This window comes from Pseudomonas cannabina (assembly GCF_900100365.1).
Taxonomy (GTDB): Bacteria; Pseudomonadota; Gammaproteobacteria; order Pseudomonadales; family Pseudomonadaceae; genus Aquipseudomonas; species Aquipseudomonas cannabina.
This window is the reverse complement of the sequence record NZ_FNKU01000001.1, coordinates 2,963,893-2,984,101: the sequence shown is the minus strand read 5'-3', so window position 1 is coordinate 2,984,101 and position 20,209 is coordinate 2,963,893. Positions and strand designations below refer to the sequence as shown.

Sequence of the window (20,209 nt, the reverse complement as noted above, 5' to 3'; positions counted from 1 at the left end):
TGATCGACACTTTCGAAAGAACCGGTCCGCTCATGGAAGCCAGTAGTTATCCCGTCTGGGCCCAGCAACTGATCAAGGATTGCAGCGCTGCCAAGGCGCGCGTGGTCGAACACGAGCTGTATCAGCAGATGCGTGATGCAACGCTCAGTCCCGCCATCATGCGCCAGTACCTGATCGGCGGCTGGCCGGTGGTCGAGCAATTTGCGGTGTACATGGCCAAAAACCTGACCAAGACCCGTTTCGGTCGTCATCCCGGTGAAGACATGGCGCGCCGCTGGCTGATGCGTAATATCCGCGTCGAACTCAATCATGCCGACTACTGGGTGAACTGGTGCGCTGCCCATGGTGTAACCCTTGAAGACCTGCATGATCAGAAGGTCGCACCCGAGCTGCACGCGCTTAGCCACTGGTGTTGGCAGACCAGCTCTTCGGACTCGCTGGCAGTTGCCATGGCGGCAACCAACTACGCAATTGAAGGGGCGACAGGCGAGTGGTCGGCGGTGGTGTGTTCGACTGGCGTCTATGCCGAGGCCTTTCCTGAAGAGACCCGCAAAAAAGCCATGAAATGGCTCAAGATGCATGCCCAGTACGATGATGCGCACCCTTGGGAGGCGCTGGAAATCATCTGTACGCTGGTGGGCAACACGCCGAGTACGCAATTGCAGGCCGAGTTGCGCCAGGCGATCACCAAGAGCTACGACTACATGTATCTGTTTCTGGAACGCTGCATGCAACTGGAAAAGGTCAAGTCCCCACGCGGACGTGTGGCCGAGATGGAAGTCTGAGGGCAGGCAGCAAAGAGGGCTGGCTAACTGGCCATGGCGAGTCGGTTGCGGCCCTGGCGCTTGGCGACATACAGGGCGTTATCGGCGCGGCGTAACAGGCTGTCGGCGGTTTCCGTCGGCAGCAGCGTCGAGCAGCCGAGGCTGACGGTCATGGTCAGGGCCGGATCGAGTTCACGAAATTCCAGACTGCGCACCGCCCGGCGCAGACGTTCGCCGACCATCTGCGCCGCATTGGCGCTGGTGTTCGACAGAATGACCACGAATTCTTCTCCGCCATAGCGGAACACGCGGTCGATATTGCGCAGCTGTGCTTTCAGGCCGTGCGCGACCGTTTTCAACACTTCATCACCTGTGTAATGCCCGTAGTCGTCATTCACTCGCTTGAAGTGATCGATATCGAGCATCAGCACCGACAACGGCTGCTTGTGGCGCCGCGAAATCTCGATTTCCCGAGCCAGATTCTGATCCATGGCAATGCGATTGCCGGTATTGGTCAGCGGGTCGCGAAGCGCGGTCTGAGTGGCAATCCGGTACAACAGTGCATTGAGCAAAGGGTACAGCAGGCATGCCAGCAGCGCTTCCAGGTCACTCAACTGGCGGCTGTCGAAAGGCTGCGCACTCTGAAACTCAACCTCGCCGATGCATTCGCCTTCGTGGCGCAGGCGGAACCTCGCGCTGTCGGACGAGGTTTCGCCCAGACACAGGTGCAGGTCGCTTTCAGCATGACGATAGACCAGGCCGCTCAGGGGTATCAGCCGTTGCACGCCCTGAAAAAACAGCGTGAGTATCCGCTCTGCTTCCAGACTGGTCTGCAATTGGCGCCCGAGCTGGATGACCAGCTCGGGCAGTGACGGGGGTGGAAGTGTGGCGTTGGGCCGATTTCGAAAACCGAGTCGCTGCAATTCAGCCGTATCGAAATCGATCGCATGGGTCTGGGTAGGAGAATTCATTTCATCGCTCCTCAGCACATATCGCTGGCTTGGCTGGGTTAGAGCGACATGCCGACCATTCGGTTCAGTGATGCGAGCATATTAAAAATCAATGGCTTGGCAAACTCTGCCTGTCTGACAGCGCCAGTTTTCTGACCCGATCCGATCGGATCTGCAATCCGGGACGACTGTCTTGCGAATGCGCTGCAGCCTATTGAGCGTTCAACGCCTGCCCGTTGATGCCTTTGCTGTCCGGCCCCATCAGGTACAGGTAGACCGGCATGATGTCCTCAGGAGTCGGATTGTTCAGCGGGTTTTCGTTTGGATAGGCCAATGCGCGCATGTCAGTGCGGGTGGCGCCAGGGTTGATGCTGTTGGCGCGAACCGTGGTGACGTCCTGCAGTTCGTCTGCCAGGGTTTGCATCAGCCCTTCAGTGGCGAATTTCGATACGCCGTAGGCGCCCCATTGCGCGCGACCCTTGCGGCCGACACTGCTGGAGGTGAAGGCTATCGAGGCGTCGGCCGAGCGTTTGAGCAACGGCAGCAGTGCGTGGGTCAGCATAAAGGTGGCATTGACGTTGATGTGCATGACCTGCATGAAGTCTTTACCGGACAATTGCTCCAGCGGCGTGCGCGGGCCAATGATCGATGCGTTGTGTAGCAGGCCGTCAAGGCGACCGAATTCATTGTCGATCAGGGTTGCCAGCTCGTCATACCGAGCCGGCCCGGCGCTTTCCAGGTCGAACGGAATGACCTTTGGTTGCCGCTGGCCGGCGGCTACGATCTGATCACGGACCCGGGCGAGATTGGCTTCAGTCTTGCCCAGCAGCAAGACGGTTGCACCCAGAGCAGCGTAGTTTCTGGCCGCAGTAGCACCTATGCCACGACCGGCGCCGGTCACCAGAATGATCCGGTCTGCGAGCAGGCCGGGGCGGGCGGAATAATCAAACATGTCAGGCCTCACGTATGGGGGGCTACTCAGCAGCTGCACAGCGCGTTATCCAGCACTTTGCGCAGTTCCAGCGGATGATCGACCACCACGTCGGCACCCCAGTGATCCGGGTTGTCATCGGGATGGATGTAGCCGTAACGCACGGCAGCGGTTTTAGTACCTGCATCGCGCCCGGATTCGATATCGCGCAGGTCGTCGCCGACGAACAGCACACTGGCCGGGTCTAGGTCGAGCAGCTTGCAGGCCAGAATCATCGGCTCAGGGTGCGGTTTGCTGTGCGTGACGTGATCCGGGCAGATCAACACCGCCGAACGCTCGGCGAGTTTGAGTTGCTCCATGATTGGCTGGGCGAAGCGCACCGGCTTGTTGGTCACGACGCCCCAGATCAGGCCGGCCTTTTCGATATCAGCCAACAGTTCGGGCATGCCGTTGAACAGCCTGCTGTGGGTGGCGCAGTCACGCTGGTAGCGCTCCAGAAACTCCAAGCGCAAGGCCTCGAACTCCGGTGCCTCGGGCGACAGGGCAAAAGCGGCGGCAACCATGGCTTTGGCGCCCCCCGAGATTTCGTCGCGAATCAGTTTGTCCGCCACTGCCGGAAGGCCGCGATCAGCCAGCATCGCCTGGGCAATGGCGATGAAGTCCGGTGCGGTGTCGAGCAGGGTGCCGTCCATGTCGAATAAGACCGCTCTCAAGCGCATGGCTCATGCCTCCCGCAGGGTCTGGATCATGTAGTTGACGCTTACGTCGGAGGCCAGCTTGTAATGCTTGGTCAGCGGGTTGTAGGTCAGGCCGATGATGTCCTTGACCTCAAGGCCCGCGTCGCGGCTCCAGACACCCAGTTCCGAAGGGCGAATGAATTTCTTGAAGTCGTGGGTACCGCGCGGCAGCAGGCCCAGAATGTATTCCGCGCCGATCACGGCAAACAGATACGCCTTGGGGTTGCGGTTGATGGTCGAGAAAAATACCTGGCCCCCCGGCTTGACCATGCGGTAGCAGGCGCGAATCACCGAAGACGGGTCGGGTACGTGCTCAAGCATTTCCAGGCACGTCACCACGTCGAACTGCTCAGGCATTTCTTCAGCCAGGTCTTCGGCGGTGATCTGCCGGTATTCGACGCTCACGCCGGACTCCAGCTGATGCAGTTGCGCCACGGCCAGCGGTGCCTCGCCCATGTCGATACCGGTCACGGTTGCGCCACGCAGCGCCATCGCTTCACTGAGGATGCCGCCGCCGCAACCGACGTCCAGCACCTTTTTGCCGGCCAGATTGACGCGTTCGTCGATCCAGTTGACGCGCAGCGGGTTGATATCATGCAGCGGCTTGAATTCGCTTTCGCGGTCCCACCAGCGATGGGCCAGGGCCTCGAATTTGGCGATTTCTGCGCGGTCGACGTTGCTCATGGGTGTCCCTCTTGAACTCGAAATTCGTTTCATCAGTCAGGTTATAGATAAGCCTGACCGTCATGTGTTCGATCTGGCTGTGTTATTCAGCCTTGCCTGCAATGCGCCTGCCCCAGGCAATGGCGGTTTCGCACAGGGCCTGCTCGTCCATCCGGGTCAGGCGGCCGTGGTCAAGCAGCTGTTTGCCCGCGACCCAGACGTGGCTCACGCAATCGCGGCCGGTGGCATATATAAGCTGGGATACCGGGTCATAGATCGGTTGCTGGGCCAGCCTGGATAAATCGAAAGCGACCATGTCGGCTGCCTTGCCGAGCTCCAGCGAGCCGGTTTCGTCCTGGATGCCCAGCGCCCGCGCGCCGTTCAGGGTGGCCATGCGCAGGGCCCGGTGGGCATCCAGCGCCGTGGCTGAGCCGGCGACAGCCTTGGCGAGCAGGGCGGCGGTGCGGGTTTCGCCGAGCAGATCCAGATCGTTGTTGCTGGCCGCGCCGTCGGTGCCCACTGCAACATTCACACCGGCCTGCCATAGTCGCTCGACCGGGCAGAAGCCACTGGCCAGTTTCAGGTTGGACTCGGGGCAATGGATCACGCTGGAGTTGCTTTCCACCAGTAGTTCAAGGTCGTCATCGCTGATTTGCGTCATGTGCACGGCCTGAAAACGCGGGCCGAGCATGCCCAGGCGGTGAAGGCGTGCGAGAGGGCGCTCTTGACGTTGCTCGACAGCCTGTTCGACTTCGAACGCGGTCTCGTGCACGTGCATCTGGATCATGGCGTCCAGCTCATCGGCGATGACCCGGACCTTTTCCAGGTTGTCGTCACCGACGGTATAAGGCGCATGCGGGCCAAAGGCGATTTTGATGCGTGGGTGATGGGCGAGGTCGTTGAACAGCTCTATGCCGTTGTGCAGGGCTTCGTCCGTGGTGCGGGCGCCCGGAATCGGGAAGTCCAGCACGGGCACGGTGATTTGTGCGCGCATACCGCTGGCATGGACACGTTCGGCCGCGACCTTGGGGTAGAAATACATGTCCGAGAAACAGGTGATACCGCCCTTGAGCTGCTCGGCAATCGCCAGATCGGTGCCGTCATGCACAAAGTCTTCATCGACCCATTTGCTTTCGGCAGGCCAGATATGGTCTTGCAGCCAGGTCATCAGCGGCAGGTCGTCGGCCAGGCCGCGAAACAGGGTCATCGCCGCGTGACCGTGGGCGTTGATCAGGCCGGGGCTGAGCAGCATGCCAGGCAGTTCCCGGACCTCCACGGCATTTTGCCGCAACGCCTCGGCCCGTGGACCGATATAGACGATGCAACCGTCGCGAATGCCGATACCGTGGTCCTTGAGTACCACGCCTGCGGGCTCGACCGGCACCAGCCAGGCGGGCAGGAGCAAAAGGTCGAGCGGTGGCATGGCGTTCGGCATGAGAAGGTTTCCAGAGCTTATTACGTTGATGACGAAGTATACCCGAGCGTCTTCGCGGACGGCTCGCTATAATCAGTCGCTTTTGATGCTGAGTTTCGGATGTTCAAGATGGAGTTGGCGATGCGCGATCGACTGTTGGCTGCGGAGAAAGTAAAGGCCATCGATTGGCGAGACAACACTCTCTACCTGCTGGATCAGCGGGTACTGCCGTTCGAGGAAATCTGGCACCCCTATACCACTGCGCAAGGCGTTGCCGAGGCCATTCGCACGATGGTGGTACGGGGCGCACCGGCCATTGGCATCAGTGCCGCCTATGGCGCGGTGCTCAGTGCGCGTGCACGGATTGCCGAAGGCGGAGACTGGTACGCAGCACTGGAAGAGGATTTCCTGATGCTGACCGATTCGCGCCCGACCGCGGTCAATCTGGTCTGGGCGTTGAACCGCATGCGTGACCGTCTGCTGCGGGTCAAGGAAGGCGATGACGCGCTGGTCGCGCTGGAAGCCGAAGCCGTGGCAATCCATCTGAGTGACCGTGAAGCCAACCTGACCATGGCGCAGCTGGGTGCCGACCTGATCCGCAGGCATCAGGGCAATCTGCAGACCGTCCTGACCCATTGCAACACCGGTGCGCTCGCCACCGGCGGTTTCGGCACGGCGTTGGGGGTGATTCGCGCAGCGCATCTGGAAGGCATGATCGAACGCGTTTACGCCGATGAAACCCGCCCGTGGCTGCAGGGTTCGCGGCTGACCGCCTGGGAGCTGGCCAATGAAGGCATCCCGGTGACCCTCAACGCCGATTCCGCCGCCGCGCACCTGATGCGCACCAAAGGCATCACCTGGGTGATCGTTGGCGCCGACCGCATCACCGCCAATGGCGATGTGGCGAACAAGATCGGCACCTACCAGCTGGCAGTTGCGGCGATGCACCATGGCGTGCGCTTCATGGTCGTGGCGCCGAGTTCGACCATCGACATGGACATGGCCAGTGGCGATGACATTTTCATCGAGGAGCGCGACGGTCGCGAGTTGCTTGAAGTCGGCGGGCAGAGGGTCGGCGCGAATGTCGAGGCGTTCAATCCGGTGTTCGATGTGACGCCAGCGGACCTGATCGACGCGATCGTGACCGAGAAGGGTATCGTCGAGCGCCCCGACACAGCTCGAATGGCGCAATTGATGAGCCGTAAACATCTGCATTGATCGTCCTGGCGCACCGCTCGCTACTTGAGCAAAGCGCCTGCGCGGGCCTGTAAGCGTCTCTCAGGCGACTTGTGCGCAGGGGGCTCGTTTTCAGCGCCTGCAAAGGATGTGAGCACCTCCGCGATTGTGGTAACATCCGGCGCTTTCCGGGGACACTGATAGTGCTCGCCCACCCTGCGTAGCTGCATGTCATAACTCGTTGATTTGTCGTAAGTCGCTGCCCGCAAATGCTGACAGCGGCGAGCTTCGTGAATCCCGCATGGATTTATGAGGTTTCACCAGAAAAAGGAATCAGGCTTCTCATGGGCGAACTGGCCAAAGAAATCCTCCCGGTCAATATCGAAGACGAGCTGAAGCAGTCCTACCTCGACTACGCAATGAGCGTAATCGTCGGTCGAGCACTGCCCGATGCGCGCGACGGCTTGAAGCCCGTGCACCGGCGCGTGTTGTTCGCTATGAGCGAGCTGGGTAACGACTGGAACAAGCCGTACAAGAAATCCGCCCGTGTGGTTGGTGACGTGATCGGTAAGTATCACCCGCACGGCGACACGGCCGTGTACGACACCATCGTTCGTATGGCTCAGCCCTTCTCGCTTCGCTACCTGCTGGTAGACGGCCAGGGCAACTTCGGTTCGGTCGACGGCGACAACGCCGCGGCGATGCGATACACCGAAGTGCGCATGACCAAGCTGGCCCACGAACTGCTGGCCGACCTGCATAAAGAAACCGTGGACTGGGTGCCGAACTACGACGGCACGGAAATGATCCCTGCGGTCATGCCGACCCGTATTCCCAACCTGCTGGTCAACGGCTCCAGCGGTATCGCCGTGGGCATGGCGACCAACATTCCGCCGCACAACCTCGGTGAGGTCATCGACGGCTGTCTGGCGCTGATCGACAACCCCGAGTTGACGATCGACGAACTGATGCAGTACATCCCCGGTCCGGACTTCCCGACAGCGGCGATCATCAATGGTCGCGCCGGTATCATCGAAGCCTACCGCACCGGCCGTGGACGCATTTACATGCGTGCCCGCTCCATCGTCGAAGACATCGACAAGGTGGGCGGTCGCCAGCAGATCGTCATTACCGAGCTGCCTTACCAGTTGAACAAGGCGCGTCTGATCGAGAAGATCGCCGAGCTGGTCAAGGAAAAGAAACTCGAAGGCATCACCGAGCTGCGCGACGAGTCCGACAAGGACGGCATGCGCGTGGTCATCGAGCTGCGTCGTGGCGAAGTGCCTGAGGTTGTTCTGAACAACCTTTACGCCCAGACCCAGCTGCAAAGCGTTTTCGGCATCAACATCGTTGCCCTGATCGACGGCCGTCCACGCATCCTGAACCTCAAGGATCTGCTGGAAGCGTTCGTCCGTCACCGTCGCGAGGTGGTCACCCGTCGTACTGTGTTCGAACTGCGCAAGGCGCGTGAGCGTGGTCACATCCTTGAAGGTCAGGCGGTGGCGCTGTCCAACATCGACCCGGTCATCGCGCTGATCAAAGCTTCGCCGACACCTGCCGAAGCCAAGGAAGGGCTGATCAAGACGCCTTGGGAATCGAGCGCGGTGGTCGAGATGGTCGAGCGTGCCGGTGCCGATTCCTGCCGCCCGGAGAACCTCGATCCGCAATACGGTCTGCGTGATGGCAAGTATTTCCTGTCACCGGAACAGGCCCAGGCCATTCTGGAACTGCGTCTGCATCGCCTGACCGGTCTGGAGCACGAAAAGCTGCTGGGCGAATATCAGGAAATCCTGACCCAGATCGGCGAACTGATCCGCATCCTGAACAGCGCCACGCGCCTGATGGAAGTGATCCGCGAAGAGCTCGAACTGATCCGCTCCGAATACGGCGATGCCCGCCGCACCGAGATTCTCGATGCGCGCCTGGACCTGACCCTGGGTGATCTGATCACCGAAGAAGAGCGTGTCGTCACCATTTCCCATGGTGGCTACGCCAAGACCCAGCCACTGGCGGTCTATCAGGCGCAGCGCCGTGGCGGCAAGGGCAAGTCGGCCACCGGCATCAAGGATGAGGATTACATCGCTCACCTGCTGGTTGCCAACAGCCATACCACGCTGCTGATGTTCTCCAGCAAGGGCAAAGTGTACTGGCTCAAGACCTACGAGATTCCGGAAGCGTCCCGTGCGGCCCGTGGTCGCCCGCTGGTCAACCTGCTGCCGCTGAGCGAAGGTGAATACATCACCACCATGCTGCCGGTCGACCTCGAAGCCATGCGCAAGCGTGCCGACGAAGAAGGCGAAGCCCTCGAAGGCGAGCTGGACGATGCTGAAAACAGCAGCGAGACCGAAGAAGAGCGCAAGGCGCGCATCAAGGCTGCTGACAAGAAGAAGGCACCGTTCATCTTCATGTCCACTGCCAACGGTACCGTCAAGAAGACCCCGCTGGTGGCCTTCAGCCGTCAGCGTAGCGTCGGTCTGATCGCGCTGGAGCTGGACGAAGGCGACATCCTGATTTCCGCAGCCATCACCGATGGCGAGCAGGAAATCATGCTGTTCTCCGACGGTGGCAAGGTCACCCGCTTCAAGGAATCCGACGTTCGCGCCATGGGCCGTACCGCTCGCGGTGTGCGCGGTATGCGTCTGCCGGAAGGTCAGAAGCTGATTTCGATGCTGATCCCGGAAGAAGGGAGCCAGATTCTGACCGCGTCCGAGCGCGGATATGGCAAGCGTACGGCGATTTCCGAGTTCCCCGAGTACAAGCGTGGCGGTCAGGGCGTTATCGCCATGGTCAGCAACGAGCGTAACGGCCGTCTGGTCGGTGCAGTTCAGGTGCTCGATGGCGAGGAAATCATGCTGATTTCCGACCAGGGCACGCTGGTTCGTACTCGCGTCGGCGAAGTCTCCAGCCTGGGCCGTAACACCCAGGGTGTGACCCTGATCAAGCTGGCCAGCGACGAGAAACTGGTCGGTCTGGAGCGCGTTCAGGAGCCATCGGAAGTCGAGGGCGAAGAGCTTGAGGGTGAAGAGGCTGTCGACGGTGGGATTGCCGACGTTGCCGACGCGCAAGCGGATGACGCAGGTGAAGATCTGCAGTTGGACGCGGCACCGGACGAAGACGAACCTCAGAACTGAGTTGTAACGTAAATCAGGTAAGGGCTGGCTCGTCTGTGATTGCAACCGCATCGCAGGCAAGTCCAGCCCTTGCGGCATTAGGCCAGCCTGAGTGGATCAGAATTCCCGTAACGAGCTTTCAGCTCGTGATGCAGCATCCAGAAACAAGCACGTACAGCCCCAACGTATTTGACGAGAGTGGATATGAGCAAGCGAGCCTTTAACTTCTGCGCAGGTCCTGCTGCGCTTCCTGAAGCTGTTCTGCTGCGTGCCCAGGCGGAGCTCCTCGACTGGCATGGCAAAGGCCTGTCTGTCATGGAGATGAGCCACCGCAGTGACGAATTCGTCTCCATCGCCACCAAGGCCGAGCAGGATTTTCGCGACCTGCTGTCCATTCCCTCCAATTACAAAGTGCTGTTCCTGCAAGGTGGCGCCAGCCAGCAGTTCGCGCAAATCGCGCTTAACCTGCTGCCCGAAGACGGCAAGGCTGATTACATCGATACCGGCATCTGGTCGCAGAAGGCAATCGAGGAAGCCTCGCGCTATGGCACGGTCAACGTCGCAGCCAGCGCCAAGGCCTACGATTACTTCGCCATTCCCGGCCAGAACGAGTGGCAACTGTCCAGCGACGCTGCCTACGTTCACTACGCACCAAACGAAACCATTGGCGGCCTGGAATTCAACTGGATACCGGAAGCCGGTGACGTGCCGTTGGTGGCCGACATGTCTTCGGACATTCTCTCGCGTCCGGTGGACATCTCGCGTTTCGGGATGATCTATGCCGGTGCCCAGAAGAACATCGGCCCGAGCGGCATCGTGGTGGTGATCATTCGCGAGGACCTGCTGGGTCGCGCGCGTTCGCTGTGCCCGACCATGCTCAATTACAAGGTCGCGGCCGACAACGGCTCGATGTACAACACGCCACCGACGCTGGCCTGGTACCTGTCCGGGCTGGTCTTCGAATGGCTCAAGGAGCAGGGCGGCGTCGAGGCCATCGGCAAACTGAATGACATCAAGCAGCGCACGCTGTATGACTTCATCGACGCCAGCGGGCTGTACAGCAACCCGATCAACAAGCCCGACCGCTCGTGGATGAACGTCCCGTTCCGTCTGGCCGACGACCGCCTCGACAAGCCGTTTCTGGCGGGTGCCGATGCGAATGGCCTGCTCAATCTGAAAGGGCACCGCTCGGTCGGTGGCATGCGCGCGTCCATCTATAATGCGGTCGATCTCAACGCGGTCAACGCGTTGTTGACCTACATGAAAGACTTCGAGAAGGAGCACGGCTGATGTCCGAGCAAGAACTCAAGGCGCTTCGCGTCCGTATCGACAGCCTCGATGAAAAGGTCCTTGAACTGATCAGCGAGCGCGCCCGCTGCGCTCAGGAAGTGGCCCGCGTAAAAATGTCCTCGCTGGCCGAGGGCGAAGTGCCGGTTTTCTATCGCCCGGAGCGTGAAGCGGCGGTCCTCAAGCGGGTCATGGAGCGTAACCGTGGTCCGTTGAGCAACGAAGAAATGGCACGGCTGTTCCGCGAGATCATGTCTTCCTGCCTGGCGCTCGAACAACCGCTCAAGGTGGCTTACCTCGGCCCTGAAGGCACGTTTACCCAAGCGGCGGCCATGAAGCATTTCGGGCATGCGGTCATCAGTCTGCCGATGGCGGCGATCGACGAAGTGTTCCGTGAAGTGGTTGCCGGTGCAGTGAATTTTGGCGTGGTCCCGGTGGAAAACTCCACCGAAGGCGCGGTCAATCACACGCTGGACAGCTTTCTCGAACACGACATGGTGATCTGCGGCGAAGTCGAGCTGCGTATTCACCACCACTTGCTGGTGGGCGAAAGCACCAAAACGCAAAGTATTTCGCGTATTTACTCCCACGCCCAGTCGCTGGCCCAGTGCCGCAAGTGGCTGGATGCGCACTACCCGAATGTCGAGCGGGTTGCGGTGGCCAGCAACGCCGAGGCTGCCAAGCGGGTCAAGGGCGAGTGGAACTCGGCGGCCATTGCCGGTGACATGGCGGCGGGGCTCTATGGCCTGACCCGTCTGGCAGAAAAAATCGAAGACCGCCCGGACAACTCCACGCGCTTCCTTATCATTGGCAATCAGGAAGTCCCGCCCACCGGTGATGATAAAACGTCGATCATTGTCTCGATGAGCAACAAGCCGGGCGCGCTTCATGAACTGCTGGTGCCCTTCCACGAAAGTGGCCTGGACCTGACGCGTATCGAGACTCGTCCGTCGCGCAGCGGTAAATGGACCTACGTGTTCTTCATCGACTTCGTCGGCCATCATCAGGATCCGCTGGTCAAGGCCGTGCTGGAGAAGATCAGCCATGAAGCCGTTGCCTTGAAGGTGCTGGGTTCTTACCCCAAAGCAGTCCTGTGAAGGGGGCATTGATGAGCGATTCCTTTTCTGACCTGCCGGGTTATCAGGTGCGTGCGCGTGGTTGAAATGATTTCAGGGCTACCGGCCCGGCCCGTTATCTGCCGTCTGGTGGTGGTGGGGCTTGGGCTGATCGGCGGGTCTTTTGCCAAAGGCGTTCGCGAAAGCGGTCTGTGCCGTGAAGTGGTCGGCGTCGATCTTGATCCGCGGTCACGTGCGCTGGCAGTAGAACTGGGCGTTGTGGATCGTTGTGAAGCGAACCTTGCTGTCGCGTGCAGCGGTGCCGATGTGATTCAGCTGGCAGTCCCGATCCTGGCGATGGAAAAACTCCTCGGACTGCTGGCGTCCATGGATCTGGGCAATGCGATTCTGACCGATGTCGGCAGTGCCAAAGGCAATGTGGTCCGCGCGGCCCGCCTGGCGTTCGGCGACGTGATGCCGCGTTTCGTGCCTGGGCATCCGATTGCCGGGTCCGAGCAGAGCGGGGTGGAAGCGTCCAATGCCGCGTTGTTCCGGCGTCACAAGGTGATTTTGACACCGCTGCCCGAAACCGACCCTCACGCTGTGGCTATTGTCCACCAGCTATGGGCTGCGCTGGGTGCCGATGTCGAGCAGATGCAGGTCGAGCGTCACGACGAAGTGCTGGCTGCCACCAGCCATCTGCCGCATTTGCTGGCCTTCGGCCTGGTCGATTCGCTGGCCAAACGTAACGAGAACCTCGAAATATTCAGGTACGCCGCTGGCGGCTTTCGTGATTTCACGCGGATTGCAGGCAGCGACCCGACCATGTGGCACGACATCTTCATGGCTAATCGCGAGGCGGTATTGCGCACGCTGGACACGTTCCGCAGCGATCTGGACGCCTTGCGCGATGCCGTAGACGCAGGCGATGGTCCGCAATTGCTGGAGGTGTTTACCCGCGCCAGGGCTGCACGCGAACATTTCGGTCGGATTCTTGCCAGTCGCGCCCGGGTCGAAACCACTGCTGTGGACGGTCCGGTTGCCCGGGTTCGCGCCGGAGAGGGCGTCAGCCATGCAATCAAAGGGCCGGTCGATGTGGCTTCGGCAGTGTTTTTCATGGTCGCAGTGTCGATCAGCGATGGCTGCGACCTGCTTCTCGACGATGTCGGTATCAGCGCTGCCTGTGCGGGTGCCGTCGATATTCTGCGCCTCATGGGGGCGGATATCGTGCTGCAAAACGTCCGCGAACGGGCGGGTGAATCATTGGCCGATGTGCATGTGCGTTCGGCTCGTTTGAAGGGCGCGGATATTCCAGAGGCGCTGGTGCCGATTGCACTGGACATGTTTCCCGTGCTGCTGGTTGCCGCAGCGTTCGCAGAAGGGCGTACCATTCTGCGCGGAGCGCAAGCGTTGCAGGCTGAAGAGGCAGAGTGCGTCAAATTGATGGCCGACGGTCTGCTGGCCCTTGGCATCGATGTCGAGCAGGTGCTGGATGGCATCATTATTCAAGGCGGTATGCCGGGTGGTGGCGAGATCGATGCTCGCGGCGACCCGCGTGTGGTCATGGCATTTCGAGTGGCATCATTACGGGCTTCGGCGCCCATCCGTGTTCACGATTGCGCGGATGCCGCCACAGTATTTCCCCATTTTCTGGCGCTGTGCGCTCAAGTCGGTATGCGTGTAGCGCAAGAGGACAAAAAGTGAAGATCAAACCCCCCGTTATTACCATCGACGGACCTAGCGGTTCCGGAAAAGGCACGGTTGCAGGATTGCTGGCCAGACGGCTCGGCTGGTGCCTGCTTGATTCCGGTGCGCTTTACCGGTTGCTGGCCTTCGCCGCCCGCAATCACGGCGTCGACCTGACCAATGAAGAAGCGCTCAAACTGCTTGCCGCTCATCTGGATGTTCAGTTCGAGGCGACGAAAGGCGGGCAGGGCCAGCGCATCATTCTCGAGGGTGAGGATGTGACGCAGGCGATCCGCAATGAGCAGATCGGCAGCGGCGCTTCGCAAGTCGCGTCCCTGCCTGCAGTGCGCGACGCCCTGCTGCTGCGCCAGCGCGCCTTCCAGGAAGAGCCGGGGCTGGTTGCGGATGGACGCGACATGGGAACGGTGGTTTTTCCGGACGCGCCATTGAAAATCTTCCTCACTGCGAGTGCCGAGGAGCGTGCGCGCCGCCGTTACTTGCAGTTGAAGGCCAAAGGCGATGATGTTAGTCTGTCGAGTCTGCTAGATGAGATATGTGCACGCGACGAGCGTGACACCCAGCGAGCGGTAGCGCCGCTCAAGCCGGCGCACGACGCCATACAGCTGGATTCCACTGAGTTGTCCATCGAGCAGGTGCTGGAACGCATTCTGAGCGAAATCGCGCTTCGCGATATTGCCGGGTGACGAAGAAGCATGTGGGAGACCAGTCATAGTCCCGCAGGCTTTCTTTTACTTGAACGAAACCCACGTTGTCTGGAGCGTGGCAGATGGGCGTATCCTTCGCCCTTGATCAACAGGAATTAAAATGAGCGAAAGCTTTGCAGAACTTTTTGAAGAAAGCCTAAAGACCCTCAACCTTCAGGCCGGTTCGATCATCACCGCGATCATCGTGGATATCGACTACCAGGCAGGTTGGGTTACGGTTCACGCCGGTCTGAAATCTGAAGGCCTCATCCCGCTGGAACAGTTTCACAACGACGCTGGCGAGCTGACCATCAAGATCGGTGATGAAGTTCACGTTGCGCTGGACGCGGTCGAAGATGGCTTTGGCGAAACCAAGCTGTCCCGCGAAAAAGCCAAGCGTGCCGAGTGCTGGATCGTTCTGGAAGCGGCTTTCGCAGCTGAAGAAGTGGTCAAGGGCGTTATCAACGGTAAGGTTAAAGGCGGCTTCACTGTCGACGTTAACGGCATCCGTGCGTTCCTGCCTGGTTCTCTGGTTGACGTCCGCCCTGTGCGTGACACGACTCACCTGGAAGGCAAAGAGCTCGAGTTCAAGGTCATCAAGCTGGACCAGAAGCGCAACAACGTTGTCGTTTCCCGTCGCAGTGTCCTGGAAGCCGAGAACAGTGCCGAGCGCGAAGCTCTGCTCGAGTCCCTGCAGGAAGGTCAGCAAGTCAAAGGTATCGTCAAGAACCTCACCGATTACGGCGCATTCGTCGATCTGGGTGGCGTCGATGGCCTGCTGCACATCACCGACATGGCCTGGAAGCGTATCAAGCATCCATCGGAAATCGTCAACGTTGGCGATGAGATCGATGTAAAGGTTCTGAAGTACGATCGCGAGCGCAATCGTGTTTCCCTGGGTCTGAAGCAACTGGGTGAAGACCCATGGGTTGCTATCAAGGCTCGTTACCCGGAAAGCACCCGCGTTACCGCGCGTGTTACCAACCTGACCGACTACGGCTGCTTCGCAGAGCTGGAAGAGGGCGTGGAAGGCTTGGTACACGTTTCCGAAATGGACTGGACCAACAAGAACATCCACCCGTCGAAAGTCGTTCAGGTTGGCGACGAAGTGGAAGTCATGGTTCTGGACATCGACGAAGAGCGTCGTCGTATCTCCCTCGGCATCAAACAGTGCAAATCCAATCCATGGGAAGATTTCTCTGGCCAGTTCAACAAGGGCGATAAAATCTCCGGCACCATCAAGTCGATCACCGATTTCGGTATCTTCATTGGTCTGGATGGCGGCATCGACGGTCTGGTTCACCTGTCCGACATCTCTTGGAACGAAGTGGGCGAAGAAGCCGTACGTCGCTTCAAGAAGGGCGACGAGCTCGACACTGTGATCCTGTCGGTTGATCCTGAGCGTGAGCGCATCTCGCTGGGTATCAAGCAGCTGGAAAGCGATCCGTTCTCCGAGTACGTCACTGTCAATGACAAGGGCGCTATCGTTCGCGGTATCGTTAAAGAAGTTGACGCCAAAGGCGCCATCATCACCTTGGCCGACGACATCGAAGCGACCCTCAAGGCTTCCGAAATCAGCCGTGACCGCGTTGAAGACGCGCGTAACGTTCTGAAGGAAGGCGAAGAGATCGAAGCCAAGATCATCAGCGTTGACCGCAAGAGCCGCGTAATCAGCTTGTCCATCAAGTCGAAAGACGTTGAAGACGAGAAAGAAGCAATCCAGAGCCTGCGTAGCAAGCCTGAAGTTGCTGAAAGCACTGGTCCTACCACCATTGGTGACCTGCTGCGCGCGCAGATGGAAAAACAGAACTAAGTTCTGCTTGACCAGAAAAAGGGCGACTTCGGTCGCCCTTTTTCATGCCCGCTGTTCAGGCTTTTCGAGCCCGTTGCTGCGTCACCTGTCTGCAATATGTTTATGCCTGGTTGGCAATGCTAAACATAAGTCAATAGATGGGCTGTTCAAATTCTTCCGGTCATGCTAAAACCTTCGGAGCGCTGATCTAGCTGCTTGAAAAAGAAGGGAAAAATATGACGAAGTCGGAGTTGATCGAACGAATTGTCACCCATCAAGGGCTGCTCTCATCCAAGGATGTCGAGCTGGCCATCAAGACCATGCTTGAACAAATGTCCCAATGCCTGGCCACCGGTGACCGGATAGAAATTCGCGGGTTTGGCAGCTTTTCCCTGCATTATCGGGCACCGCGAGTAGGGCGTAACCCCAAGACCGGCCAGTCGGTCAGCCTCGATGGCAAGTTTGTCCCGCATTTCAAGCCGGGCAAGGAGCTGCGAGACAGGGTCAACGAGGACGAAGAAGAGGGCGTTTGACGCCGTCAATCACAGGATCACCCGATGCGTATTTTTAAAAAAGTCATTCTGTCTGTAGCTGTGTTGCTGGTTGCTTTGGCGACCATGGTGTTTGTGCTTGAAAACCGGCAGTCCGTTGCCATGAATTTTTTTGGCTGGTCTGCGCCCGATCTTCCGCTGGCGCTGCCCGTCGTCCTTGCTTTGCTTTTGGGTATGCTCATCGGTCCGGTGTTCGCCTGGATAGCCAGCTTGCGTAAAAAACGCACGTCGACCGCCCGCTCGGTCTGAGTTGCATCGGCAAGCCTCGTCGGATGCAAATCCGGCGAAATGATACCTCGTCCCCTTTTTTCTCTCCTCTGGCACTCTCGCCTGAAGCGCGGCTACCGGGTCTTGCGCTGCCTGTCTCCGGGCATTATCCAAAAACATTATACTTTTGTAAGGTTATTCGCCGCTTAGGGAGGCGCTGCAAAAATAGCCAACTGTCCCCACCCTTGGCACACTAAGTTCCTTCAACAGCCTCCCTCTCCGTGAGCGTTACGCGCGTGCAGAAGACCTTCTCCGAACTCGAATATACCGGCAAGAAAAAGCAGACTCGCCGAGATCGCTTCCTGGCTGACCTTGAACAGTTGGTGCCCTGGGCCCTGCTGGAGGCGCAAGTGGCGCCGTTTTATAGCAACACCGCAGGCAAGCGCGGACGCCCTGCGATAGGGGTGTCGCGCATGTTGCGCATGTACGTCGTGCAGCAGTGTTTCGGTTTCTCCGATGAAGGTTGCGAAGATGCCGTCTACGACAGCCAGGCCATCCGCGGTTTTATGGGTATCGACCTGGGTCGCGAGTCTGCACCGGATGCCACCACCTTGCTGCGTTTTCGCCGCTTGCTGGAAGTCCATCAGCTAACCCGGCTGCTGTTTGAAACGATTAACCAGCATCTGGCCAGCCGGGGGCTGCTGCTCAAGGAAGGCACTATCGTCGACGCTACTCTGATCGCCGCGCCGCCCTCGGTCAAGAACCGAGAAGGCAAGCGTGATCCTGAGATGCATCAGGCCAGGAAAGGCAATCAATGGCACTTTGGGATGAAGGCCCACATTGGTGTAGACGCCACGTCGGGGCTGGTGCACAGCGTAGTAGGGACGGCCGCTAACGTGGCGGATGTCACCCAGGTTGGCCAGTTGCTTCACGGTGACGAAACCTATGTTTCGGGTGACGCTGGATACACCGGTGCGGCCAAGCGACCGGAGCATGCTGAACGGGACGTTATCTGGTCGATTGCAGAACGGCCAAGCAGTTACAAGCAGCACGGCGAAGGCAGCGTGCTGTATCGGGTCAAGCGCAAAATTGAATATGCCAAGGCGCAACTGCGTGCCAAGGTCGAGCACCCCTTCCAGGTAATCAAGGTGCGCTTCAATCATCGCAAGGTTCGCTACCGTGGGCTGGAAAAGAATACAGCGCAGTTGTTCAGTTTGTTTGGGTTGGCCAATCTGATGCTGGCCAAGCGGTATTTACAACAGACGGCAGGATAAATCCGTCTGAAAGGCGGGACTGGCCCGCCTTTCAGCAAAATGAGGGCAGAAATCTGCTCGAGAAACGTAAAATAAGGCCGGCAGGTTGAAAAAAACCGGCTTGGAAATGGGGACGGTGCGAACGGGTTAATTGTTCAGCGTCTCCTTAGTTGAATAGTAATTACCTTTTTGTGTAGGAATGTTCGCTTTTTAAACTGGTGTCGCCATTTTAAAGATCACTCCGGTTATATTCTTTTCGCAATGTTGATTGCGCTGGTTTCAACTGTCTTTTGTCAGATCTGGAAAGCAAGCATTTCGAGCCTGAAATGTATCGAAACATGCGCTCCGGGCCTGATGGTGGAAAGTGCCAGGCGACAACTCCAGATCGGCGAATTAAGGGAACGGCATGTATTATCCGGATATCATTCATCATGGCGCAATCGATACGGTTACGGGCTCGAGTCATCAGCTGTGCATGGATGCGTTTAGCAACCTGTTGATCGATTGCGGCTCGGTACAGGAACGAACCGGGCAGGCAGGGGCCAGCTCATTCACATTCGTCCCCGAGTCGATCAGCGCGCTGCTGATCACTCACGTACACAATGACCATGTCGGGCGTATTCCCGAGCTGCTGGCTTCGGGCTACACGGGGCCTATTCTGTGCAGTGAGCCCAGTGCCCACCTGCTGCCGCTTGTCATGGAAGACATCCTTAAAAACCAGTTGGCGCATGATCCGCTGCTGGCCGGGCAAACCTTGAAGGATATCAACAAGCGCATTATCGCCTTGCCATTCGACAACTGGTTCAGTCTGGTCGATAACGAGGCGCTGCGATGCAAGGTGCGGCTGCAGCGCGCGGGGCATATCCTGGGTTCGGCTTACGTGGAATGCGATTTGTACTATCCGCTGGAAGAGCGTTCTGTGCGCGTGGTTTTTTCCGGCGACCTGGGTGCGAGCGAGACGCCTTTTCTGCCGGCCCCCAAGCCACCCGAGCGCGCTGATATCCTGATCCTGGAAAGCACCTACGGTGACCGTCTCCACGAGGATCGTGGCATTCGTCAGCAAACCCTCGAGCAAATCATCGACAAGGCGCTGGAAGATCAGGGTACCGTTCTGATACCGGCGTTCAGCATCGGGCGCACTCAGGAACTGCTCTACGAACTCGAAGACATTCTACGTCGCAAGGCGCTATTGGCTACTTCCACCAAGAGCGTTGGTGACGCAGCCCCGGCGGACTGGTCGCGGTTGCCAGTCATCCTTGATTCACCGTTGGCGAAGCGCTTTACCGGGGTCTATCAGTCTTTCGAAGACTACTGGGATGACGATGCTCGTGAACGCATCGACGAGGGCAGGGCACCCTTGGGCTTTGCTCAACTGGTCACTGTCGACACGCATGAAGAGCACATCCGTACTGTCAATTACCTCGCCAGCACTGCGCGTCCCGCTATCGTTATTGCCGGTAACGGTATGTGTGCCGGAGGCAGGATCGTCAACTACCTGAAAGCCATGCTGGGCGACAGTCGGCATAACGTGGTGTTTGTCGGTTATCAGGGCAAGGAAACACCTGGCGCTGCCATTCAGGCTCACGGTACGCTGGGTGGCTACGTGGAGCTTGATCGCGAGCGTTATGACATTCGTGCCGGTGTCCATACGGTCAAGGGCTATTCTGCTCATGCCGATCAGGCAGGCCTGGTCGCGTTCGTGACCGGCATGAGCGAATGGCCAGGGCAGATCCGCCTGGTGCTCGGCGAGGCCGGGGCGAAGAAGGCGTTGGGAAGTGTTCTGGCGCGCAAGTATATGCTTGAAAAGCGCATCGTGGATCTGATCATTCCCTGACAACCAATGCCGTTGAAGTGGCTCTTTAACATGAGTCGCTTCAACGGCGACAGTTGAATCCCGGTTTGCCGAGTGTCTATATAAGATCCTTACGA

General features: G+C 58.9%; 17 protein-coding genes. 12 read left to right on the top strand and 5 right to left on the bottom strand.

The window, feature by feature from the left end; all coding sequences use genetic code 11:
• Positions 1 to 32: 32 nt before the first annotated feature.
• Entirely contained in the window at positions 33 to 785 is a 753-nt protein-coding gene (locus tag BLT55_RS14030) for an iron-containing redox enzyme family protein (RefSeq protein WP_375233506.1), read from the top strand.
• 23 nt (positions 786 to 808) lie between these two features.
• Here the strand turns inward: BLT55_RS14030 and BLT55_RS14025 are convergent, their stop codons facing one another.
• From BLT55_RS14025 to BLT55_RS14005, 5 genes are all read right to left on the bottom strand, one after another.
• Positions 809 to 1,735 carry a GGDEF domain-containing protein gene (locus tag BLT55_RS14025; protein WP_055000927.1) on the bottom strand — a complete coding sequence of 309 codons (927 nt, stop codon included), beginning with the start codon at positions 1,733 to 1,735 and terminating at the stop codon, positions 809 to 811.
• Positions 1,736 to 1,925: 190 nt separating this feature from the next.
• Positions 1,926 to 2,666, bottom strand: a complete 741-nt coding sequence (locus BLT55_RS14020; RefSeq protein ID WP_055000928.1) for a YciK family oxidoreductase — start codon at positions 2,664 to 2,666, stop codon at positions 1,926 to 1,928.
• Positions 2,667 to 2,692: 26 nt separating this feature from the next.
• On the bottom strand, positions 2,693 to 3,364 hold the full coding sequence (gene mupP / locus BLT55_RS14015) for an N-acetylmuramic acid 6-phosphate phosphatase MupP (RefSeq protein WP_055000929.1): 672 nt from the start codon (positions 3,362 to 3,364) through the stop codon (positions 2,693 to 2,695).
• 3 nt (positions 3,365 to 3,367) lie between these two features.
• A complete protein-coding gene (gene ubiG, locus BLT55_RS14010; RefSeq protein WP_007251450.1) occupies positions 3,368 to 4,066 on the bottom strand; it encodes a bifunctional 2-polyprenyl-6-hydroxyphenol methylase/3-demethylubiquinol 3-O-methyltransferase UbiG in 699 nt (232 codons plus the stop codon).
• An 82-nt stretch (positions 4,067 to 4,148) separates the two neighbouring features.
• Positions 4,149 to 5,480, bottom strand: coding sequence for a TRZ/ATZ family hydrolase (locus BLT55_RS14005; RefSeq protein WP_007251449.1), 1,332 nt, complete (start codon positions 5,478 to 5,480; stop codon positions 4,149 to 4,151).
• 120 nt (positions 5,481 to 5,600) lie between these two features.
• Here BLT55_RS14005 and mtnA point away from each other — a divergent pair, with 120 nt between their 5' ends.
• The 11 genes from mtnA (at position 5,601) to BLT55_RS13950 (ending at position 20,114) form a co-directional block, all read left to right on the top strand.
• Entirely contained in the window at positions 5,601 to 6,677 is a 1,077-nt protein-coding gene (gene mtnA / locus BLT55_RS14000) for an S-methyl-5-thioribose-1-phosphate isomerase (protein ID WP_007251448.1), read from the top strand.
• Between the two features lie 302 nt (positions 6,678 to 6,979).
• Positions 6,980 to 9,766 carry a DNA gyrase subunit A gene (gene gyrA / locus BLT55_RS13995; RefSeq protein ID WP_007251446.1) on the top strand — a complete coding sequence of 929 codons (2,787 nt, stop codon included), beginning with the start codon at positions 6,980 to 6,982 and terminating at the stop codon, positions 9,764 to 9,766.
• 183 nt (positions 9,767 to 9,949) lie between these two features.
• Positions 9,950 to 11,035 carry a 3-phosphoserine/phosphohydroxythreonine transaminase gene (gene serC / locus BLT55_RS13990; protein ID WP_055000930.1) on the top strand — a complete coding sequence of 362 codons (1,086 nt, stop codon included), beginning with the start codon at positions 9,950 to 9,952 and terminating at the stop codon, positions 11,033 to 11,035.
• Positions 11,035 to 12,129 (top strand): prephenate dehydratase, encoded by a 1,095-nt coding sequence (gene pheA, locus BLT55_RS13985; protein ID WP_007251444.1) that lies wholly within the window; start codon positions 11,035 to 11,037, stop codon positions 12,127 to 12,129. Before serC ends, pheA begins: the two co-directional genes overlap by 1 nt.
• Positions 12,130 to 12,186: 57 nt before the next feature.
• A complete protein-coding gene (locus BLT55_RS13980) occupies positions 12,187 to 13,791 on the top strand; it encodes a prephenate dehydrogenase/arogenate dehydrogenase family protein (protein WP_055000931.1) in 1,605 nt (534 codons plus the stop codon).
• A complete protein-coding gene (gene cmk, locus BLT55_RS13975; protein ID WP_055000932.1) occupies positions 13,788 to 14,477 on the top strand; it encodes a (d)CMP kinase in 690 nt (229 codons plus the stop codon). The genes BLT55_RS13980 and cmk overlap by 4 nt, the downstream gene beginning before the upstream one ends.
• Positions 14,478 to 14,598: 121 nt before the next feature.
• Complete coding sequence (rpsA, locus tag BLT55_RS13970) at positions 14,599 to 16,290, top strand: 30S ribosomal protein S1 (RefSeq protein WP_002554562.1); 1,692 nt, start codon at positions 14,599 to 14,601, stop codon at positions 16,288 to 16,290.
• Positions 16,291 to 16,505: 215 nt separating this feature from the next.
• A complete protein-coding gene (gene ihfB, locus BLT55_RS13965) occupies positions 16,506 to 16,802 on the top strand; it encodes an integration host factor subunit beta (protein WP_003218804.1) in 297 nt (98 codons plus the stop codon).
• A gap of 24 nt (positions 16,803 to 16,826) precedes the next feature.
• On the top strand, positions 16,827 to 17,069 hold the full coding sequence (locus tag BLT55_RS13960; RefSeq protein ID WP_054079639.1) for a lipopolysaccharide assembly protein LapA domain-containing protein: 243 nt from the start codon (positions 16,827 to 16,829) through the stop codon (positions 17,067 to 17,069).
• Positions 17,070 to 17,323: 254 nt separating this feature from the next.
• Complete coding sequence (locus BLT55_RS13955) at positions 17,324 to 18,301, top strand: IS5 family transposase (protein WP_007247761.1); 978 nt, start codon at positions 17,324 to 17,326, stop codon at positions 18,299 to 18,301.
• Between the two features lie 385 nt (positions 18,302 to 18,686).
• Entirely contained in the window at positions 18,687 to 20,114 is a 1,428-nt protein-coding gene (locus tag BLT55_RS13950) for an MBL fold metallo-hydrolase (protein WP_054999568.1), read from the top strand.
• The last annotated feature ends 95 nt before the right edge of the window (positions 20,115 to 20,209 follow it).

Coding starts and splice junctions, on each gene's coding strand:
- BLT55_RS14020 (WP_055000928.1), bottom strand. CDS start 2,666: ATGTTTGATTATTCCGCCCGCCCCGGCCTGCTCGCAGACCGGATCATT.
- mupP (WP_055000929.1), bottom strand. CDS start 3,364: ATGCGCTTGAGAGCGGTCTTATTCGACATGGACGGCACCCTGCTCGAC.
- BLT55_RS13960 (WP_054079639.1), top strand. CDS start 16,827: ATGCGTATTTTTAAAAAAGTCATTCTGTCTGTAGCTGTGTTGCTGGTT.
- BLT55_RS14005 (WP_007251449.1), bottom strand. CDS start 5,480: ATGCCGAACGCCATGCCACCGCTCGACCTTTTGCTCCTGCCCGCCTGG.
- BLT55_RS13950 (WP_054999568.1), top strand. CDS start 18,687: ATGTATTATCCGGATATCATTCATCATGGCGCAATCGATACGGTTACG.
- gyrA (WP_007251446.1), top strand. CDS start 6,980: ATGGGCGAACTGGCCAAAGAAATCCTCCCGGTCAATATCGAAGACGAG.
- ubiG (WP_007251450.1), bottom strand. CDS start 4,066: ATGAGCAACGTCGACCGCGCAGAAATCGCCAAATTCGAGGCCCTGGCC.
- mtnA (WP_007251448.1), top strand. CDS start 5,601: ATGCGCGATCGACTGTTGGCTGCGGAGAAAGTAAAGGCCATCGATTGG.
- BLT55_RS14025 (WP_055000927.1), bottom strand. CDS start 1,735: ATGAATTCTCCTACCCAGACCCATGCGATCGATTTCGATACGGCTGAA.
- serC (WP_055000930.1), top strand. CDS start 9,950: ATGAGCAAGCGAGCCTTTAACTTCTGCGCAGGTCCTGCTGCGCTTCCT.
- ihfB (WP_003218804.1), top strand. CDS start 16,506: ATGACGAAGTCGGAGTTGATCGAACGAATTGTCACCCATCAAGGGCTG.
- rpsA (WP_002554562.1), top strand. CDS start 14,599: ATGAGCGAAAGCTTTGCAGAACTTTTTGAAGAAAGCCTAAAGACCCTC.
- BLT55_RS14030 (WP_375233506.1), top strand. CDS start 33: ATGGAAGCCAGTAGTTATCCCGTCTGGGCCCAGCAACTGATCAAGGAT.
- pheA (WP_007251444.1), top strand. CDS start 11,035: ATGTCCGAGCAAGAACTCAAGGCGCTTCGCGTCCGTATCGACAGCCTC.